The 16814-nt window shown below is 65.5% G+C and carries 1 protein-coding gene; it reads right to left on the bottom strand.

Going from position 1 to position 16814, the window contains the following annotated elements; translation table 11 throughout:
- A partial coding sequence (locus ACK41X_RS03515; RefSeq protein WP_409719311.1) for a beta strand repeat-containing protein occupies window positions 1–16765 on the bottom strand: 16765 nt, incomplete at its 3' end.
- Between the last annotated feature and the right edge of the window lie 49 nt (window positions 16766–16814).

The following is a 16814-nucleotide window of genomic DNA, read 5'->3' as shown; positions in this document are numbered from 1 at the left end:
TAGAGGCTATGGAATGGGATTGGGCGTCGGAGGTGTGCTCGTAGGAGCTGGAGATTTTGGCGTTGCCGCCGCCGCCGCCGCCGCCACCGCCACCACCCTGCACATATTGATTGAGGCCGGATTCCCAATAAGCGCCGCGGCCACCGCCGCCACCGCCACCGCCACCGCCGGCACCGCCACCACCGCCACCACCACCGCTGCCGCCGCCCATGCCGCCGCTGATGCCGGTGCCCGTAGTATTGTTCACGCCACCGGCGCCGTCGCCGGCATCGCCGCCGATCGTGCCGGGATCGCCCGGCGTGCCCGCGCTGGCATTGCCGACGCCACCGCCGGAGCCACCCGAGCCGCCACCGCCGCTCGACCCTGCGCTGCCGCCTACGGCCTGATTGCCGACATACGAATTACCGTGACCGGTTGCGCCGCGGTTGCCGGTATTGCCCCAATTGCCGCTATTGCCGGTGCCGCCAAATCCGCCCGGACCGCCGGACCAAGTCGAGTAGCTGACAATCGCACCGAGGAAGGTGCTGTAATCGACCGCGCCACCACCACCGCCACCGCCGCCCTGCGCGCCGCCGCGTCCGGAAAGGCCGCTGCCGCCGCTGCCGCCGTTGGCGTCACCCTGGCCGGCGGCACCGCCCTGGCCGGACGGCGCGCGCGTCACCGTGGTCGGGCCGCCGCCATTGCCGCCACCTTGCGGCGCGCTGCCGCCTGACCCGCCTGCACCGCCATTCGTCTGCGCACCGCCGCTGCCGCCGCCGCCGACGCCATTCTGCCCGGTCGCCGAAACGTTGATCATGACATTGGCGCCGATGAACACATCGTCGCCAACCTGGATCGACAGCGCATTGCTGCCGCTGACGCGCACCGTCACGCCGTCCGGGATAATGAGATCGCCCGGGAAGGTGAAGACGGTGAGCTCGTTCGTGGTGACGGCGGTAATGCCGAGATTGGCGATCGAACCGAACCCCGTTCCAGCAAAGATGGTGGCGTCGGTGCCGGGGACGCCGTTGTAGTCGACCAGGATATTGGCGCCGGTGATGGTGCGCGTTGCGGTGTTGAAGACGATATCGCCTCCGGTCGGCTGCAGCGTGTAGACAGGCACGATCTGGACCGGACCCGCGCCGGCATTGATCAGCACGTCGCGCGCGACAATGTTGTCGACAAGAATATCGGTGCCGGGCGCGAAGGTGACCCGGTCGAGAACCGTAAAGCCCAAATCCAGATTATAGCGCTGAAAGCCTGTCCCGGCCCTGACCAGCAGATCCTGCGACACGGCATGCCCGGTCACCGTGACGCCGCTGATGGTGACGATCTGATCGGTGGTACCGGTATTGGCCAGCTCAATCGAATACAGCGTGAGGTCTTTTCCGGTTGGTGTCCTGTTGGTATTTGCCGAGCGCAAGGTGAACAATTCGCCCGCGGCGCGCGCCGCAGCGGACGGACTTATCGCATCGGAGCGCAGGAAGCCCGCCGCATTCGAGGTCGTCAGACTGAACCCGTTCTCGACGTAACTGCCAGAACCTGCGGTAACGCCGTCGAATCCGATCACGCCCTCGTAGTTGCGATAATTGTCGAAGTCCTGCGCCGGATCGGCCTGAGTGACGATGACAAGGCCCGAGCGCAGTTCGATACGGTCGCCATCAATGACGCCGGTCACGTTGGCCGCGGTGACCGAACGGACGATCAATGTATCGTTGCCGGTCTGGCCGCCGAGAATGCGGGTGACATCCGCACCCTCGGTGGTGACGATGTCGGTGGTTGCCGCTTTGAGCACAACGCCGTCGAGAATCCAGGCCACCGGCCCCAGGTCGTTCTGGCTGTTGTCGACGATCAGCGTCTCCACGGTCTTCTGCAAGGACAGGAATTGCTGGCCGTCGGGCAGGCCGGGAATCACGATCTTCAGCGTGTCGTTCTCGGTTCCGCCATCGACGATGGTCGGTGCAAGGCTGATCGACTCCGCGAGGATAAGGTCGTCGCCGGCGCCGCCATAAACGGCGATCACCGTGGACGGCAAGATGTCGTTGCCGACATCGATGGTGATGGCATCGTTGCCGCTTCCGGCTCTGACATCGACCCGGTCCATGTCGCGGAACACGATATTGGCGGCGGCCATGCCGCTGACCGTGCCTTCGCCGACGGTAGCACCGTCGCCGATCCTGGCGTTTAGGGCGCCGGTCGTCGCGGTGCGGTCGACGATCAGCCGGTCGGTGCCGCCGCCGGTTCCGTCGCCAGTCACAGTCATTGCCGCACCGGCCTGGAACACGGTGATCAGATCGCCGCCGTCGCCGAGATCGAACGAAGTGGCGTGAGCGGTGGTCTCCACGACGATGGTATCGTTGCCGCCGCGCGCATCCACGAAGACCGGCATGGCGGTGCCGACAATGCGCAGCTGGTCGTCGTCGTCGCTGAGCCGGATGGTCACATTCGGCAGGCCCTCGAAGGTGATCGAGCCCGGCATGCCGATTCCGGTGACCCGTCCGCGACCGTCAGCGATCTGCGCGAGCGTGAGATCGGCCTGCATTTCCGCAACGATGACAAAGCTATCGCCGGCGCTGCCCTGAACCAGAAGATCGCCGGCCATGCGTGACAACGCACCGCCGGCCGTCACCTGATTCGCACCGGCGCCGGTCTTCAGCGTGGTTTTCGTCGAAATCCCCTCGACCGCGACAACATCTGCGCCGTTGCCAAGTTCGATGGTCAGGTCCTGGATATCCCCATAGGTGATGCCGGCGGTTTCCACGATCGCGGTCTGGTCGGCCGAGCCCATGCCGAAGCCGAAAATCTGGTTGTTGTTGCCGCCACCGAGCCGGCCGGCATTGGCCGCCGTATCGCCGCTATCGATCACCCGCATGGTGTTGTAGCCGGCGCCGCCCCTGGCGATCACAAGGCCGTCGATGGCGTTAAGCGTTTTGTCCGTGCCGCCAAAGATGAACGTGTCGTCGCCGCCGCCGGCATCGATGTCGATCAACATGTCGGCGGCCGTCGAGCGCACCGAAACGCTGTCGTTGCGGTCTCCGAGCTTCAGCGCAACGGTATCGGTATTGGCGAAGCGGATGGCGCCGTTCACACCCGAGAGCGTGATCTCGCCGTTCTTGACCACCACAGACCGCGCCTGAGCAGATCCGCTGTCGTCAAGGTCAAGGATGTCCTGCTCGCTGCCCGAATCGACAATCAGCGTGTCTTCGATGGTAGAGAGCGAGCCGCCGCTGTTGGTGTCCGTTGTCGCCTGACTGCCGATCCGGATCGCGTCCTGTCCGCCGCCGCTCTGGATGGTCACCGGGGCACCGAACATGACGCGCCGCAACGCGATGCTGTCGGCATCGTCCCCGCCCGCGATCGTCACCATGGTGCCGGTGATACGGCCGCGCAAATCCATCCGCGTGCCGATGCCGGCATCCGCATTGCCATGGTCGCCGCGCAGCACCACCGATCCGGCTGCAGCAATAACTGCGGCGGCGTCGAGGAAGAGGTCGTCCCCGGAGAAGATGTTCACGTTGCCCGCCACCGCCTGAACCAGACCATCGGCCCCGAGCAGAATGTCCTCACCGGTCAATACAGAATCCCGGGTCTGCAGGGTCACGTCGCCCGTAACAGAACGCGCGGTGCCGATACCGAGGCCGCCGACATCGTCGATAATGGCGATGCCTGTATGGGCGTTGGCCACCAGTGCCCCGGCTGTCCTGGCTGCATCGATGCGCAGCATGGTGCCCGGCAGACCGATGGCGCCGCCATTAGCCGTGAGCTTGATCGCGGAGCCTGCGACATTCACTGCATCCGTCGCGTTGCCATCAAGGATGGATCCCGTTGCCGTCAGATCGACCAGCCCGATGGTCGACCGGGCCCAGTCGATTTCGAGGTCGCCGGTCTCGACCAGCACGATGCCGAAGCCCGCTTGCGCGCGCAGCAGCGTGGATTCGGTCGCGATCGCAGCGCCGTTCACGCCGATGACGCCGCCCGCGATCAGTTCAAGCCCGGTGGTCCGGATCGCTCCGGCAGCCGCCCAGGTGAGGATGTCGCCGCCCGCAGCCTCGATCAGCGTCGTGCCGAACCGGTTGTTGATCAGCTTGGTCAGGCGGATATCCGGCGCGGACACCACGTTGGTATTGACGATTTCGATCCGCGTTGTGCCGGGATCGCTGCTGGTGACCGGCAGGAAGCGGCTTTTTTCGGTGACATTGACCGTTAGATTGCCGACGAAATTCGGATTCTGGATATACGGATCGATGCTGCCAATCCGCAAATGCCGGTCCGAATGATTGATGATTGTGATGCGGTCGAAGCCGGTGACAAAGGTGAAGGTTGCGTTGCCTTCGATCGAGTTTTCGGCCGGGCTGGTGCCATAGCCCGCCGGATTGGGATCGAGCGACGACTGGCTGATCGAGAAGGTCGCCGAGCCTGCCGCAGTCGACTGATAGATGATGTCCGGGATGACGATCTCGCTCGCCGTGATCACCGGCGCGATGCCGACCTGCTTGAGGATGTTCCCGGAAGCGCCGATTTCGAGCTCCGGATTGGCCGGGCCGTAGAGGAATACGTTCGAATTGAACACGATGGTGCGCGGGAAGGTCACCACGGTACGCTGGGTCGCCGAGCCGCCGTCGATCAGCGCACCGGAGCGTATGGCATTGGCCGACGCGCCATGCGCCCCGCCTTCGGCCTCGACATACAGCGCGCGGGTGCCGATTTCCGAGCCTGCCTCGGTGAGCACGCTGGTCGCCGCGTTGAAACTGTTGATGGCGGTGGCGTCGGTGTCGCCACCGAGACCATCGGTATCGGAATCGGCCTTGGCGAGGCTGTGCAGGTTTTCCTGCCGCGCCTTCAGATTGGTCTGAGTGTCGCCGAGGAGCTTTGCGCCGGATCGCACGATGACGCCGACATCGGTGCTGCGCTGCCCGGCGAAGGGGTCGATGGTCGCATCCGCATCCGCATCGGCGCCGGCGGCATCGGCATCGGATTCGGCATAAGCGTCGAGGTCGAGTTTGTCGACGCGCGCGATCACATCGAGAATGCCGGTGGCGCGCAATTGCGCTCCGGCGCCGATCTCGGTCTGGGTCACGCTGCTGTAGCGGATGGCGGCGTCGGTCTTGGTGTTGGCGCCGAGGCCCTGGGCGAGCGCAATGGCGCGCGAATCCCCGGTGCTGCTGGTGCGCGACTCGACGCTGAGATTGGTGGACGCGGTCATCCGCGCGCCGGCTCCGATCAGCGTCTTCGTGGTATCCTTCATTTCGAGGTCGGTTTCGGCCTGGGTGATTGCCACCAGCGCCCCGCCGCCGCCATCGGCCTGTACAAAGCCGGTATTGGTGGACGCAGCGAGCGCGGTCAGGTCGGTGCCGGCGGTCATCTGCGCATTGTCGCCGATCACCACGCTGTTGGTATTTTCGAGGACGCCCTTGGCCTTGCCGATGATCACGGTGACGCCACCGTAATTCCCGGCCTTGGCCTCCACGCGCGCGGTGGTGTTGGCGGTCGAGGTAACCACAAGCGCCTGAACAGTGCCGATCAGCGATTCCGAACCAATCTCCGCTTTGGTCTGCGGCTTGACGGTCATCACCACATCGAGGCCCTGGCCGCTCAGCACGCCGCCGCCCGCGGCTTCCGCCAGCATGCGGCCGGTCGCGGTGCTGTTCGCCTTCACGTCGAGCGAGCGCGCCTGCAAGGTCGTGCGGGAGCCGATGCTGGCGGTGGTTTTCGGCGTGATCGTGGTTTGCGCGATGACGATGCCAACGGCGATGCCGCCGACGGCGCCGCCATCCACCTTGATGTTGCCGGTATCGACCGTGCCGGTGGCCAGGATGTCGACATCGCCCGCGGCATAGACCGAGGCGCGATTGCCGAGCCGCGCGGTGACCTCGCCGCCAATGGTGATGTCCGCGACCCCGGCCGCGGCACCGAGAATGCCGCCACCGATGGCGATGCCGAACGGCGCGCCGGCAGTGAAGGGATGTAGGCCGATGGCGCGGTTGGCGTCGACGGTCAGGCCGCCGATGAAGCCCGTGGTGTCGCCCGCGTTTCCCGTGGTCGTGCCGAGCGCGGTGAAATCGCCGACCACGGCCTGGACGTTGCCGTCGATCTTGGAGACCACGATGGCGGCGCCGAGGCCGGCAATGCCGGAGACCGCCGCCGCCGCATTCATCACGTAATGATCGATGGTGGCGTCTGCATCGACGGTGACGGTGGCAAAGCCCGTGACCTGCGTTGCCGAACTCGCCGACTGGGCATGCGAGAGCTGGGTGTCGTCGGTGACGCTGCCGGGGCGTGCGCCGAGCAATGCGCGCACCGAGGAATTGTCGGTCACATGGGCGACCGCCCCGCCGAGCGAGACGAAACCGCTCAATGCGCCGCCGAAGCCCAGCGCGCGGATGTCGGAAGCCAGATACGCCGTGACCGACAGGCTGCTGTTCGCCGGATAAAGCCCGGTCAGCACCACATTCGGCGCGATATAGCTCGTGGTGTCGACGTCGATGTCGAGTACCACGATGCCGACGCCGAGCGCGCCCGCACCCGCCCCGACGCCGCCGCCGCGCGTCGTGAAATCGAGTTTCTGCCGCGCCACCACGTCGATATCGCCCGCCACGATCGCGGCGCCGGATTCGATTGCCGCAGCGGTGCCGCTGGCGCGGATGCCGGTCGCCGACAGCGCCCCGCTCACCGAAGGCGTGTTGCGGGCGGAACTCTGCCGCGCAATTTCGCCGATCTGCGCGCTCGAGGCGCTGAGCCGGTGGTTCGACCCGGTGGCGCCTCCGGTCAGGTCGATGGCGCGCCCGGCGAATGCATCCTCGTAGGTCGCCGCGAGTTTGATGCGCTGCGGCTGCGACGGATCGACAATGGCGAAATAAACCTTGCCGTCCTCCAGCCCGCCGATCGCGCTGTTGCCGTTGGCGCTGTAGACGACGCTGTCGCCGGTATTGAGGCCGGAATCGGCGCCGAGCGTGATCGTGTCGGTGCCGGTATTGACCGCGCTCGCAGGATTAAACACGGGCAGTGCCGGATCGGAGCTATTGCCCTGATCGCCGGTCTGCATCGCGCTCATCATGGCGCTGACGGTGTTTTCCACGAAGGCCGTGACGGTGTCGCCGTCTTCGCCGCTCAGCGCCGATGCGCTCTGGCCGCCGCCGCCATAGCTGTCGCTGAAATTGCCGCCGATGGTGTAAACCACGACGCCGCCGCCGATGCCGGCAAGGCCGGCGCCGACCGCGATGGCATTGGAATCGATGGTCCAGCGCGACAGCGCGCTGACATCCACGTCGTCGCGGGCGCGCACTTGCGCAGCGCCGATCAGCGCCTGGGTATCGTTGTGGATCAGGCCGACATCGAAGCTGCCGCCGATACCGGCGGCGCCGCCGCCGAGCGCGCCGGAAATCGCCAGAATCTCGATGGTATTGCGCGCCGAGACCGTCACCGACTGCGCCGGATGCGCCGTACCGGCCGTATTCATATTGATCGCAGCGCCGTCGCCGATCGCCGCGAAGGTATCGGAATCGATCAGTTCGACCGACACCGCACCAGCGATGCCCGCATAGAGACCGCCGCCCGCGCTCGCAGACACCGCCACGACCTTTTCAGACGATTGCGCCACCACCGCGACGCCGCGGATCGCATGCAGACCATAGCCATTGCCTGCGAAAGCGCCGGTCGGCACGCCGCCGATCAGCGCCGCGCCGAGGCCGTTCGCATCGACGATGGCTTCGACGCCGATGATCGCGGCGGTGGTCTTTTCGATCTGGGTGACATTGACGGCGCCCGCCCCGCCGCCGCCGGCAAGCCCGATGCCGACGGCGCCGGCAATGGCATGGCTCGTCGTGTCATCGCTTGCGCCGACCAGCACATTACCGCCGGCATTGACGCGGACCCGGCCGCTGATCGAAGCGATGGTGTCGGTGTCGATTAGAACCACGGCGCCGGAGCCTGCGAGCGATACCGTGCCGCTGAAGGCAAGACCCGCGGCGACCGAGATGACGTTGGCTTCGGCGCGCGCCTGCACCGCGAGATCGCCCGCCACATTCACAACGGTATCGTAGGCGCCGCTGCTGCGGCCCTGGATATAGGCCATGGTCTCGCCCGCAAGCTTCGGGGCGGCGACGGCCGGCGCGGCCGCGAAGGTTCCGGAGCCGGCAAGTCCGCCACCGATGGCAAGACCGTCATAGCTGCGCACCGCGGCAACGCGGACATTCTGGTCCGCACCTGCGCCGGTATTGTCCTGGTTGATCTTCGCGGCTTCGGCGATATAGGCGCGGGTATCGACAGTATGGACCGCGACGGTGCCGGCCAGCGCGCCTGAGCCGGTGCCGGAAATCGCAACGCCGACGCCGGCCGAAGTCATGTCGTTGAGGCTCACCGCGGCGACGATCAGGCCCTTCTGAACGACTTCAGCCGCCTTGCGGTCGCCCTGTGCGGCAAGCGCGCTGTCGTCGAATTCGTCATTGTCGATATCCGGAACGCCGGTGCCGGTGAGCGACTGCACCAGATGGCGCGCATCGGCCGCGACGCCATTGTCCACGAGATCGACAGCGGTCCCCGACAGCGCGGCGCTGCGGGTCGCGGCGAGTCCGAACGAATTGTCGGAATAGCGGATGACGTAATAGCGCTGGCCGGAAACCAGACCGCCGATGCCGATGGACTCGGCGGTGTAGATAATCTCCTCGCCCGTGTTGAAGGCATGGCCGGCCGCAGTGATGCGGTTGGTCGCGTAATTCACGTCCGCGCTCGCAAAATCCTTGGAGCCGCCGGATTTGTCGGCATCGATCTTGCGCAGCACATGCACGTCCAACATCGACGTGCTGCCCGGACCGAGCGTCAGGGCGTTGCCCAGCGCGGCATTGACAAGCGAACTCGCCAGGCGAATCTCATTGTCGCTGACGCGAATGACAAAATAGCGTGTGCTGTCGGCAAGACCCTGAATCGGGCTGGGCGAATTGTAGAAAACCTCATCGCCGGTCATCAGACCATGAGCGGATATCGTGATCGTCGAGCCGCTGACGGCGCCTCCGAGGAAGCCGAGCGCATCGACAAGTTCACCGGTATAAGCGGCAATGCCGGCCTTGCCCGCTGCGGCCAAAGCGGTCACCTGCGCACCGCTGTCGATATAAGCTTCGGTGGTCTTGTTCATCACTCCGACGCCCGCAGCGACGCCCACTGCGCCGGTGCCTGCGCCCGAGATATTTGCGGAGATCTGGTCGATGGTGGTGTCGTCGAGCGCCTGCACTACGACATTGCCGTCCGAGGTGACGATGGCGTTCGAGCCGATAAAGGCGCGCGTGGTGAGGTCGAGCACGGTGACGCCCGCGGTGAGCGTGCCGGCGCCGGTTCCCGCGAATGCGCCGGATGCGGACACCGAGGCCAGGTCGAGATCGCCGGACGCATCGACGATCACGTTGTCGCCGGCGCCGACCTTCGCACCGTTGCCGATCGAGGCTTCGACCTTGCGCTTGATGACGCCGGCATCGGCGCCGATGCCGATGCCAACGCTGGAAGCGCCAGCAATGGTGCCGGCCACGCCGACCAGAGAGAGCTTGCCGCGCGCGACGATGTTGACGTCGTCGAACGAGGAAATTCCGGCAGCAGCCGGCGCATTGCCGCCCGGCGCCTCGATGAAGGACTGTACGGTATCGTCGACGAAGGTGACGGTGATCGCGCCGGCGCCGGCGCCGGCCGAGGTCGAGACCGCCCCGCCCGCGGCCACAATCACGATCGAGCCGTCCGACAGCGCCTCGACCGAAACGCCACTGCGGGTCTTGCCGAGAATGTCCTGGAAATCGGCGCCGCTGCCATTCGCGATCACGGTGGAGCGGCCGTCAATAAAGGCCTTGGTGGTGTTGACCACCGTGACGTTGGTCGCGGCAATGCCGACAGCCACCTGCGATCCGCCCGCGACGCCGCCGGCAATGGCGACGACATTTGCGGAATTCCTGGCCAGCACGCGGACATCGTCGGCCGCTTCGACCCGGGAGATCCCGTCGATCGCGGCGGTCACATGGTTCGTCACCACGTTGACGGACAGCGAACCCGCACCGGCATTGCCGCCGCCGGTGCCGCCGGCAAGGCCGAGCGTCATGGTCTGGATCACCGCCTTCTGGTCGGCGGTGACGGTGACTTCGCCGCCAACATTGACGGTGGAGGAATCGATCTTCGCGGTGACGGTGTTGGCGACATAATTGCCGCCCGCGGCTGCACCCGCGCCGACGCCCGAGCCGGTCGAGATGGCGACGCCACCGGTAAAGGTGCGGATGGTGGATTCGTCCTCGGCACGAAGACGCAAGGAGCCTGTGCCGTTGACGGTGACGGTCGCGTTGTCCGTGACCGAGGCCTCGATGGTGTTGAGGATGCCGTTGACCGAGGTGCTGACGCCGACGGCGACACCGGTGCCGCCGCTGCCGCCGCCGCCGACCGCAGCCGCCGCAATCTTGCCCGCGGGGACCGCATTCTGATCGGTCGAGAGCGCCGACAGGTTGACGCCCTCGTTCCCCGCCGTGACCGATGCGCCGTCGATGGTGGCGCGCACCTTCAGCGCGATCTGGTTCCAGCCGAGGCCCGCGCCGAAGCCCGCCCCTTGCGTGCCGATGCCGAGCGCACCGGCTACCGCCTGAATGGCGGAATCGTCCTGCGCGGTCAGCCAGACGCAGCCCGGTGTGGTCACCGTCGCGTTCTCGATACCGGCGCGGATTTCACCGGCATTGTCGCGGGTGAAGATGTGCTCGTCGGTGGAGATGATGTTGATGCCGAGCGTGAAGGCGCCGCCGACCCCGCCGCCGCCGGACGATATCCCGGCCGAGACGCCGATCGCGGTCAGGTTCTGGTCGTTGACCGCTTCAATGGTCAGATCGTCGGACAAGGTCGCCGACGCGCCGCGCGCGGTGCCGAAAATGCCGGCCTTGGTCTGCGCCGATAGCTGATTGTAGCCGAGCGACGCTCCGATGCCCTTGCCGCCCGCGGTATAGGACGCGCCACCGCCGATCGCGACCACGACCGGCTCGTTGCGCGCGCGCATCCGCGCATCGGCGGCGACGATCGCCGCTCCGTCCACCAGCGCCTGCGTGACGTCGACCAGCCGGTTGATCGAGACCGAGCCGGAAAAGGCGTTGGCGGTGCCGGTATTCATGTTGGCGCTGATCGCGGCCGAGAAAGTAACGATGGTGCCGCCGCGCTTGGCGCTGAGCAGAATCTCGTCGCCATTGCCATCGGCTGCCGTCGCCGTCACAGTCAGTCCGTTCGCGCCGGAGGCTGCGAGCGTGTTGACGATCAGAGCGCGGGTATCAGCAGTGAGCTGGTTGAGGCTGAAGGCGCCGCCGACCACGGTGCCGCCGCCGCCCTGGGTGCCGTTGGTCCGGGAGATCGCGACGCCGCCAGTGATGGAGACAAGAACCTGATCGTTCTCGGCCTCGATCGCGAGCGTCGACGCGGTCACCGAACCGCGGGCGTTGATAGAGGCAAGCGTGGTGTCGTTGATGACATTGACGCCGGCCGCACCGGCGATTCCGATCCCGCTCTTGACATTGCTCGCTTCGCCGAACAATCCCGGCAGGCTGGCGCCGTCGAGCGCATCGTCCGGCGAATCCGGAACCGGGCCTTGCGAGCTCAGCGCCAACGCGGTGCCGATCACGCCGACAATGGTGCCGCCGGTGGTGGCCTTCACCGTCATGGCGCCGACAGTGAGCGACACCGCGCCATTGGGCGTTGCATGCGCATCGATGCTCGGATCGGCGCCGACAAAGGCGTAAACCTTGCGCTCGACATCGGCGACCATGACCGAAAGGCCAAGCCCGCTCGATCCCGAACCGCCAAGAACCAGCGAACCGGCAACGCCGACTTGCACGCCGCCGGTCTCCGCCGTGATCGTCAACGAACCGCCGCCGCCGATCGCCGGACCGGCCGAATCGGTTGCGACGATGCCCGCCTGCACATCGCTGCGCTGGCGCAGACCAAGGCCGCTGCCGGCAAAAGCGAATTGGCCGTTGTCATCGGTCTGACCGCCCGACTGGGAGACGGCGACGCGCAGAATGTCCTCCTTGGCGGAGTTCGTGAGGCTGCCCGACGCGCCAGTCTTGACCTTGGCGCCGCCCTCGATGCGGGCATGGGTCGTGCTGTCGATGGAATCGACCAGGATCGATCCGCCGAGTGCCTTGGAGCCGGAGCGGCCGGCAACGTCGACGATGTCACCGCCCTTGCGCAATTGCGCAGCGGTCTTGCCTTCATACCGCGCCTTGCCGAGCGGGCCTTCATTCAGCGACCATTTGCCGATGCCCACCATCTCGATGAGCTGCATCATGGTATAGGCGTTGACGACGACGCTCTGCGTCGCCGGCGGCTGCCAGGTCGCGCTGATCGGCTTCTGGTTGATCTCGGCGCCGGACTGGACCAGCGCCTTCGACGTATTGGTAAAGACATTGACCGCGATCGATCCCGACACCGACGCGGCCGGCGACTCGGTCGCCTTGGCATAGGCCATCACCCAGTTATTCATCAGCTTGGTGCTGACGCCGAAGGTGCCGTCGAGCAGCGTGGTGATAGCGCTGACGCCGCGATTGACGATGTCCTGCGGGATGCCGAACAACAGATCTTCCGGCTTGGTCAGGAACGGGTAGGTCAGTTTCGAATCGACCCTGACGGTGCCGAAAGCATCGAGCTGCGTATTGCCGCGGATGATCGCCTGGGAATCATTATCGTAGACACCGACGCCGATCGAGACCGACACCGCGGCGCCCTGCGAGCCTTTCGGCTTGGAGACGCTGCCCTGGACCATTAGCTGGGTCTTGTGCTCGATCGAGGCCAGCACCTCGATATCGCCCTGCGTCTGTAACGTGGTCTTATCGCCAGACGTGGCGCGCTCGCCCACCACGGCGCGCACGTCGTGCGTTACCACATTGACGCCGACTGCGCCGGCGGCGCTGAGGCTGTCGTTCTGAATGCTGGAGGTGACGTCCTTGCCGTTCTGGTCCTTGACGGTCTGTTTGCCACTGGAGGCCGATGCATTGCCGAAAATCGAGGCGAGCGCGATGTCGCCGCGGGAGAGCACATCCTTATATTTGCTCGGATTGAACTTGCCGCCGACTTCCGGCTTGACCAGCGTGCGGGTGTCGGAGACGAGCGAGGCCTTGACGCCGATGCCGTTGGTCAGCCCGTCGTCGCTAAGCGCGTGATAATTGCCGCTGCCGAGCGAGGTCAGGTTGATCGCCTTCACCAAGGCAACATCGAGAGGGTCTTCGACCAGGCGGAAGCGGTTGTCGTCGACCTTGACGACATAATAGACGCCGCCATTCATCAGCCCGCCGATTTCGCGATCCGCGATTTCGAGTTCGAGCACCTGCCCGTCGGGCTGGGTGACGGTCTGGGTGCGCGTCTTGGTCGGATCGGTGCCGTAGATGATGGCCTGGCCGTCGACGAGGCCGTGATTGTCGATGGTGATCGTATCGGTGTTGTCGTCCACCGCCGTTGTCGGGTTTATATTCTTGACCGAGGCGATATAGGCGAGCGCATGCGCGGCCCCGCCCGTGGCCGCGCCGATGTCGATCTTCTCGCCGGTCGCGACGTCGTACAGCTCGACGGTATTGGCATCGACGACGCGCAAGAGATACTCGGCTTCGTTGACGAGCCCGCCGATGCTGCCGGCGCCGTCGTCGGCGAGCGAGGCATAGTTCACCAGCGTGTCGGCGGTGAACCCGTGATTATGCATCGAGATGCGGTCGGTTGCGGCATCGACGCGCGCGAGGTTCAGCGAGACGACCGTGCTGCCCTTGGTGAAGCTGTGGATGCCGAGCGCGGTGCCCTGCGCGATCTGGACGACGTTGCCGTTGCCGTCCTTCAGCTGGAACAGAAGGTCGTCAATCTTTTCGACGGTGTAGACTGCACCCCTCGTCAGCCCGCTGATCGTCCCCGTGCCGCTCGCCGTGTAAGTCACCTGGTCGCCGGTCTCGAAGCCGTGATCGGCAAAGCGGATGGTATCGGCCGCGGCATCGACCGCGTCGATGTCGAAAATCTTGGCGGCCGGCACCTGGATGGTGTGCGTGGCAGCGGCATCGGTGCCGCTCGCATCGAGATCGATCACCGGAGCGTTGGCGAGCTGAACGTGGTCCTTGTCGACCACGATGACGTAATACGTCCCCTTGTCCTTCAGGCCGCCGATCGCGGTGCCAGCGGTCACCACCAGCGGGTCGCCGGAGATCGGATTGGTGACAGCGCCGCCGTCCAGTGCCGTATAAGTAATGAGCTGGCCGTTGGTCAGGCCGTGATCGGGCACATAGATCGTATTGGTGGCCAGATCGACGGCGGAGCCGCTGGATCCATCGAATTTCGGGCCTTCGCCGCCGGCTGGGGTTCCCTTCGCAGCGATGTCGCCATCGAGCTCGGCCACCACGCTGGAGAAATCAAAGGAGAGCCCGACGCCGACCCCGGCGCGGCCATCGACAAAGCCGACAGTGCTGGCATCCGCCGTCTGCTTGGTCTTGCCGGTGGCGTTGACATTGACGTTGCCGTTGCGCGCCACGATGGTCGCCGCAGCGCCGACACGGGCGAGCACATTGAGTTCGGTATGGGCGATGGCGACCGCGAGTGAGGTGGCGTTGGGATCGAGTGTTGGAGTCAGAAGATTGGACGAGGCGCGCGCGACGGTCCGCGTTGCGGCGTCGCCGCTCGCGGTGATGCGCACGTTGTCGTCGGCGGTGATGCTGGTGGTGCCGGAAATGATGACTTCGACATTGCTCTGCGCCAGGCCATAGCCCGCGGCGAACTCGAATCCGCTATTGGCGGCAAGACCCGCCATGCCCATCGCCAGCGCATAGACCTGAGTATCGACCTTGGTGCTCGCCGAAATATCGACAGACGCCGCGCTGACGATTGTCGCGTCATGCAAATGAATCTTGGCGTCAGCGCCGCGCATCACCACGGACACGTCGATGCCGGTGAAGGCGCTGATCAGGGCGCCCGGAATCTGGTTGAGAAGATTGGTCAGGTTGCCGACGAAGCCGCGCAGGAAGGACGGCACGCTTTCTTCGCTGGCGGCGTTGGTGTCGGTCGCCTTCGCGGTGATGGAGATGGCGCCGCCCTTGATCGTGGCGCCGTTGATTTCGATAAAGGCGCTCTTGTGGGTGAAATCGAGCGGCCAGCTCGCGGCGCGGAAGGCGATGTCGGTTGCCGCCAGGGTAATCTTGCCCGGCTTGTAACCGGCGGCGGCATTGGCTTCCGCCAGCAATTGCGCGTTCGGTCCGAGATAGATTTCCTGACCGCCATAGGTCGCGTTGTTCTTCTTGAAGCCGAACAGAATGTCACCGGCATTGCCGCCGGCCTTCTGCGTCGACACGATCGCCGAATCCGCGGCATTGACGAGCTTGACGGTGACGCTGCGGCCGCCGCTCAAGGAAAACGTGACCTGATCGCCGTTGGCATAGCCGGTGCCTGCCTGGATGATGCGCGCCGTGACGTTGCCGTCGGCATCCGTGGTGAGTTCGGCGCGCATGCCCGATCCCGAGCCGCCGCTGCCGTTGACATTGGTGAAGGTCTGGTTGGCCGCCCAGCTTCCGGTCGAGCCGGTCTGCTCCGCGACGGTCCCGACCAGAATGGTGTTTGCGCTAAGCTGGAGCGCCTTGCCGTTCAGCGAGAGATCGCCGGAGACGCGGATCACACTCTTGGTGGTGAGGTTGTTGTTGCCGGGCAGAATACCGCCAGTGTTAAACGGGTCGTATCCGTCGGACAGCACATTGACTGTCAGCGACGCCGCAAAGCCCGGCGACAGTGACAGGATCGTGATGTCGTCGGTGCCGGAGCCGCCAATGATGGTCAGCGAATTGGTCGGCGCATTGAACCAGTGATCCTCGAACTTGCCGTTAACGCTGTCGAGCAGCATCATGCCGGCGTTGGTATCGTAAAGGAGCCGGATGACGTTGTCGCCCTGCCCTCCGGCCAGCGTGTTGATGTTGAAGGTGACGTCCGCCTGGGTGCCGGTGACCGTCACCGGTTCGAGACCCTTATAGATCAGCGACGTACTGTCATAGGCGAGCGAACCGGCATCCGGCGCGAACGCCACTGCGACCAGGCTTTGCACGATGCCGGTGTCGAGCACGAGCGAATCATAACCGCCGGCCCCGCCGTCGATAAGTCCGGCTAGCCGTCCAGTCTGGGTGAACGTGAAGACGTCATTGTTGTCGGCCGCACCGACCAGATTCTCGAAACCGTCAAAGACATGCGCGCCGATCCGGCCCGCGCCCTCGCCATCGACCTGCCAGTCGGTATCCGAGACCGATCCGTGCAGTGTATCCGTACCGCTGCCGGCCTCCAGCCGTTCGACGCCGGAAAATTCCACATGCAGCGGCCCGGAAACGGTGCCGCCGCCCTGCCCGTCGAGATGCCAGTCCGAGGCTGCGCTGCCCACGAGCGAGAGCGTGTCGACGCCGGCGCCGCCGGAGAAGACGATACCGGGCGCGTCGAAACCGGCAAAGGAATCGGTATCGATGGTGATACGGTCGTCGCCCGCGCCGCCAAGGATCGCGATCCGGCTGATGCCATCGAAATCGGCGGCGGCCAGCACATGCGAGGGATCGGTGCGGTCCACGATCTCGATGCGCTGCACCGCGACGCTCTGATTGTCGACGGTCTTGATGTCTTCGACCAGTCGCACAAGCAGGTCGTGATCCTGGCGGCCGGGATCGTAGCTCGGCAGATCGAGCGCCAGCACATCGGCGTTCAGCATCAGCCGCGGCTCGAGCGGATCGAGCACGAGTTGAGGGGCGCGCCCACGCCGCGGCACGACATGCGCCGCCGACGATTTCAATGCCGTCATCCAACGGCGCAGCCGTGTGGAACGTTGCGCAACCGCATTCGGAGAAAAA

It is taken from the genome of Pseudorhodoplanes sp. (assembly GCF_046289595.1).
GTDB lineage: Bacteria > Pseudomonadota > Alphaproteobacteria > Rhizobiales > Xanthobacteraceae > Pseudorhodoplanes.
The sequence above is the reverse complement of the archived record's forward strand: the minus strand, read 5'-3'. Positions and strand labels throughout refer to the sequence as shown.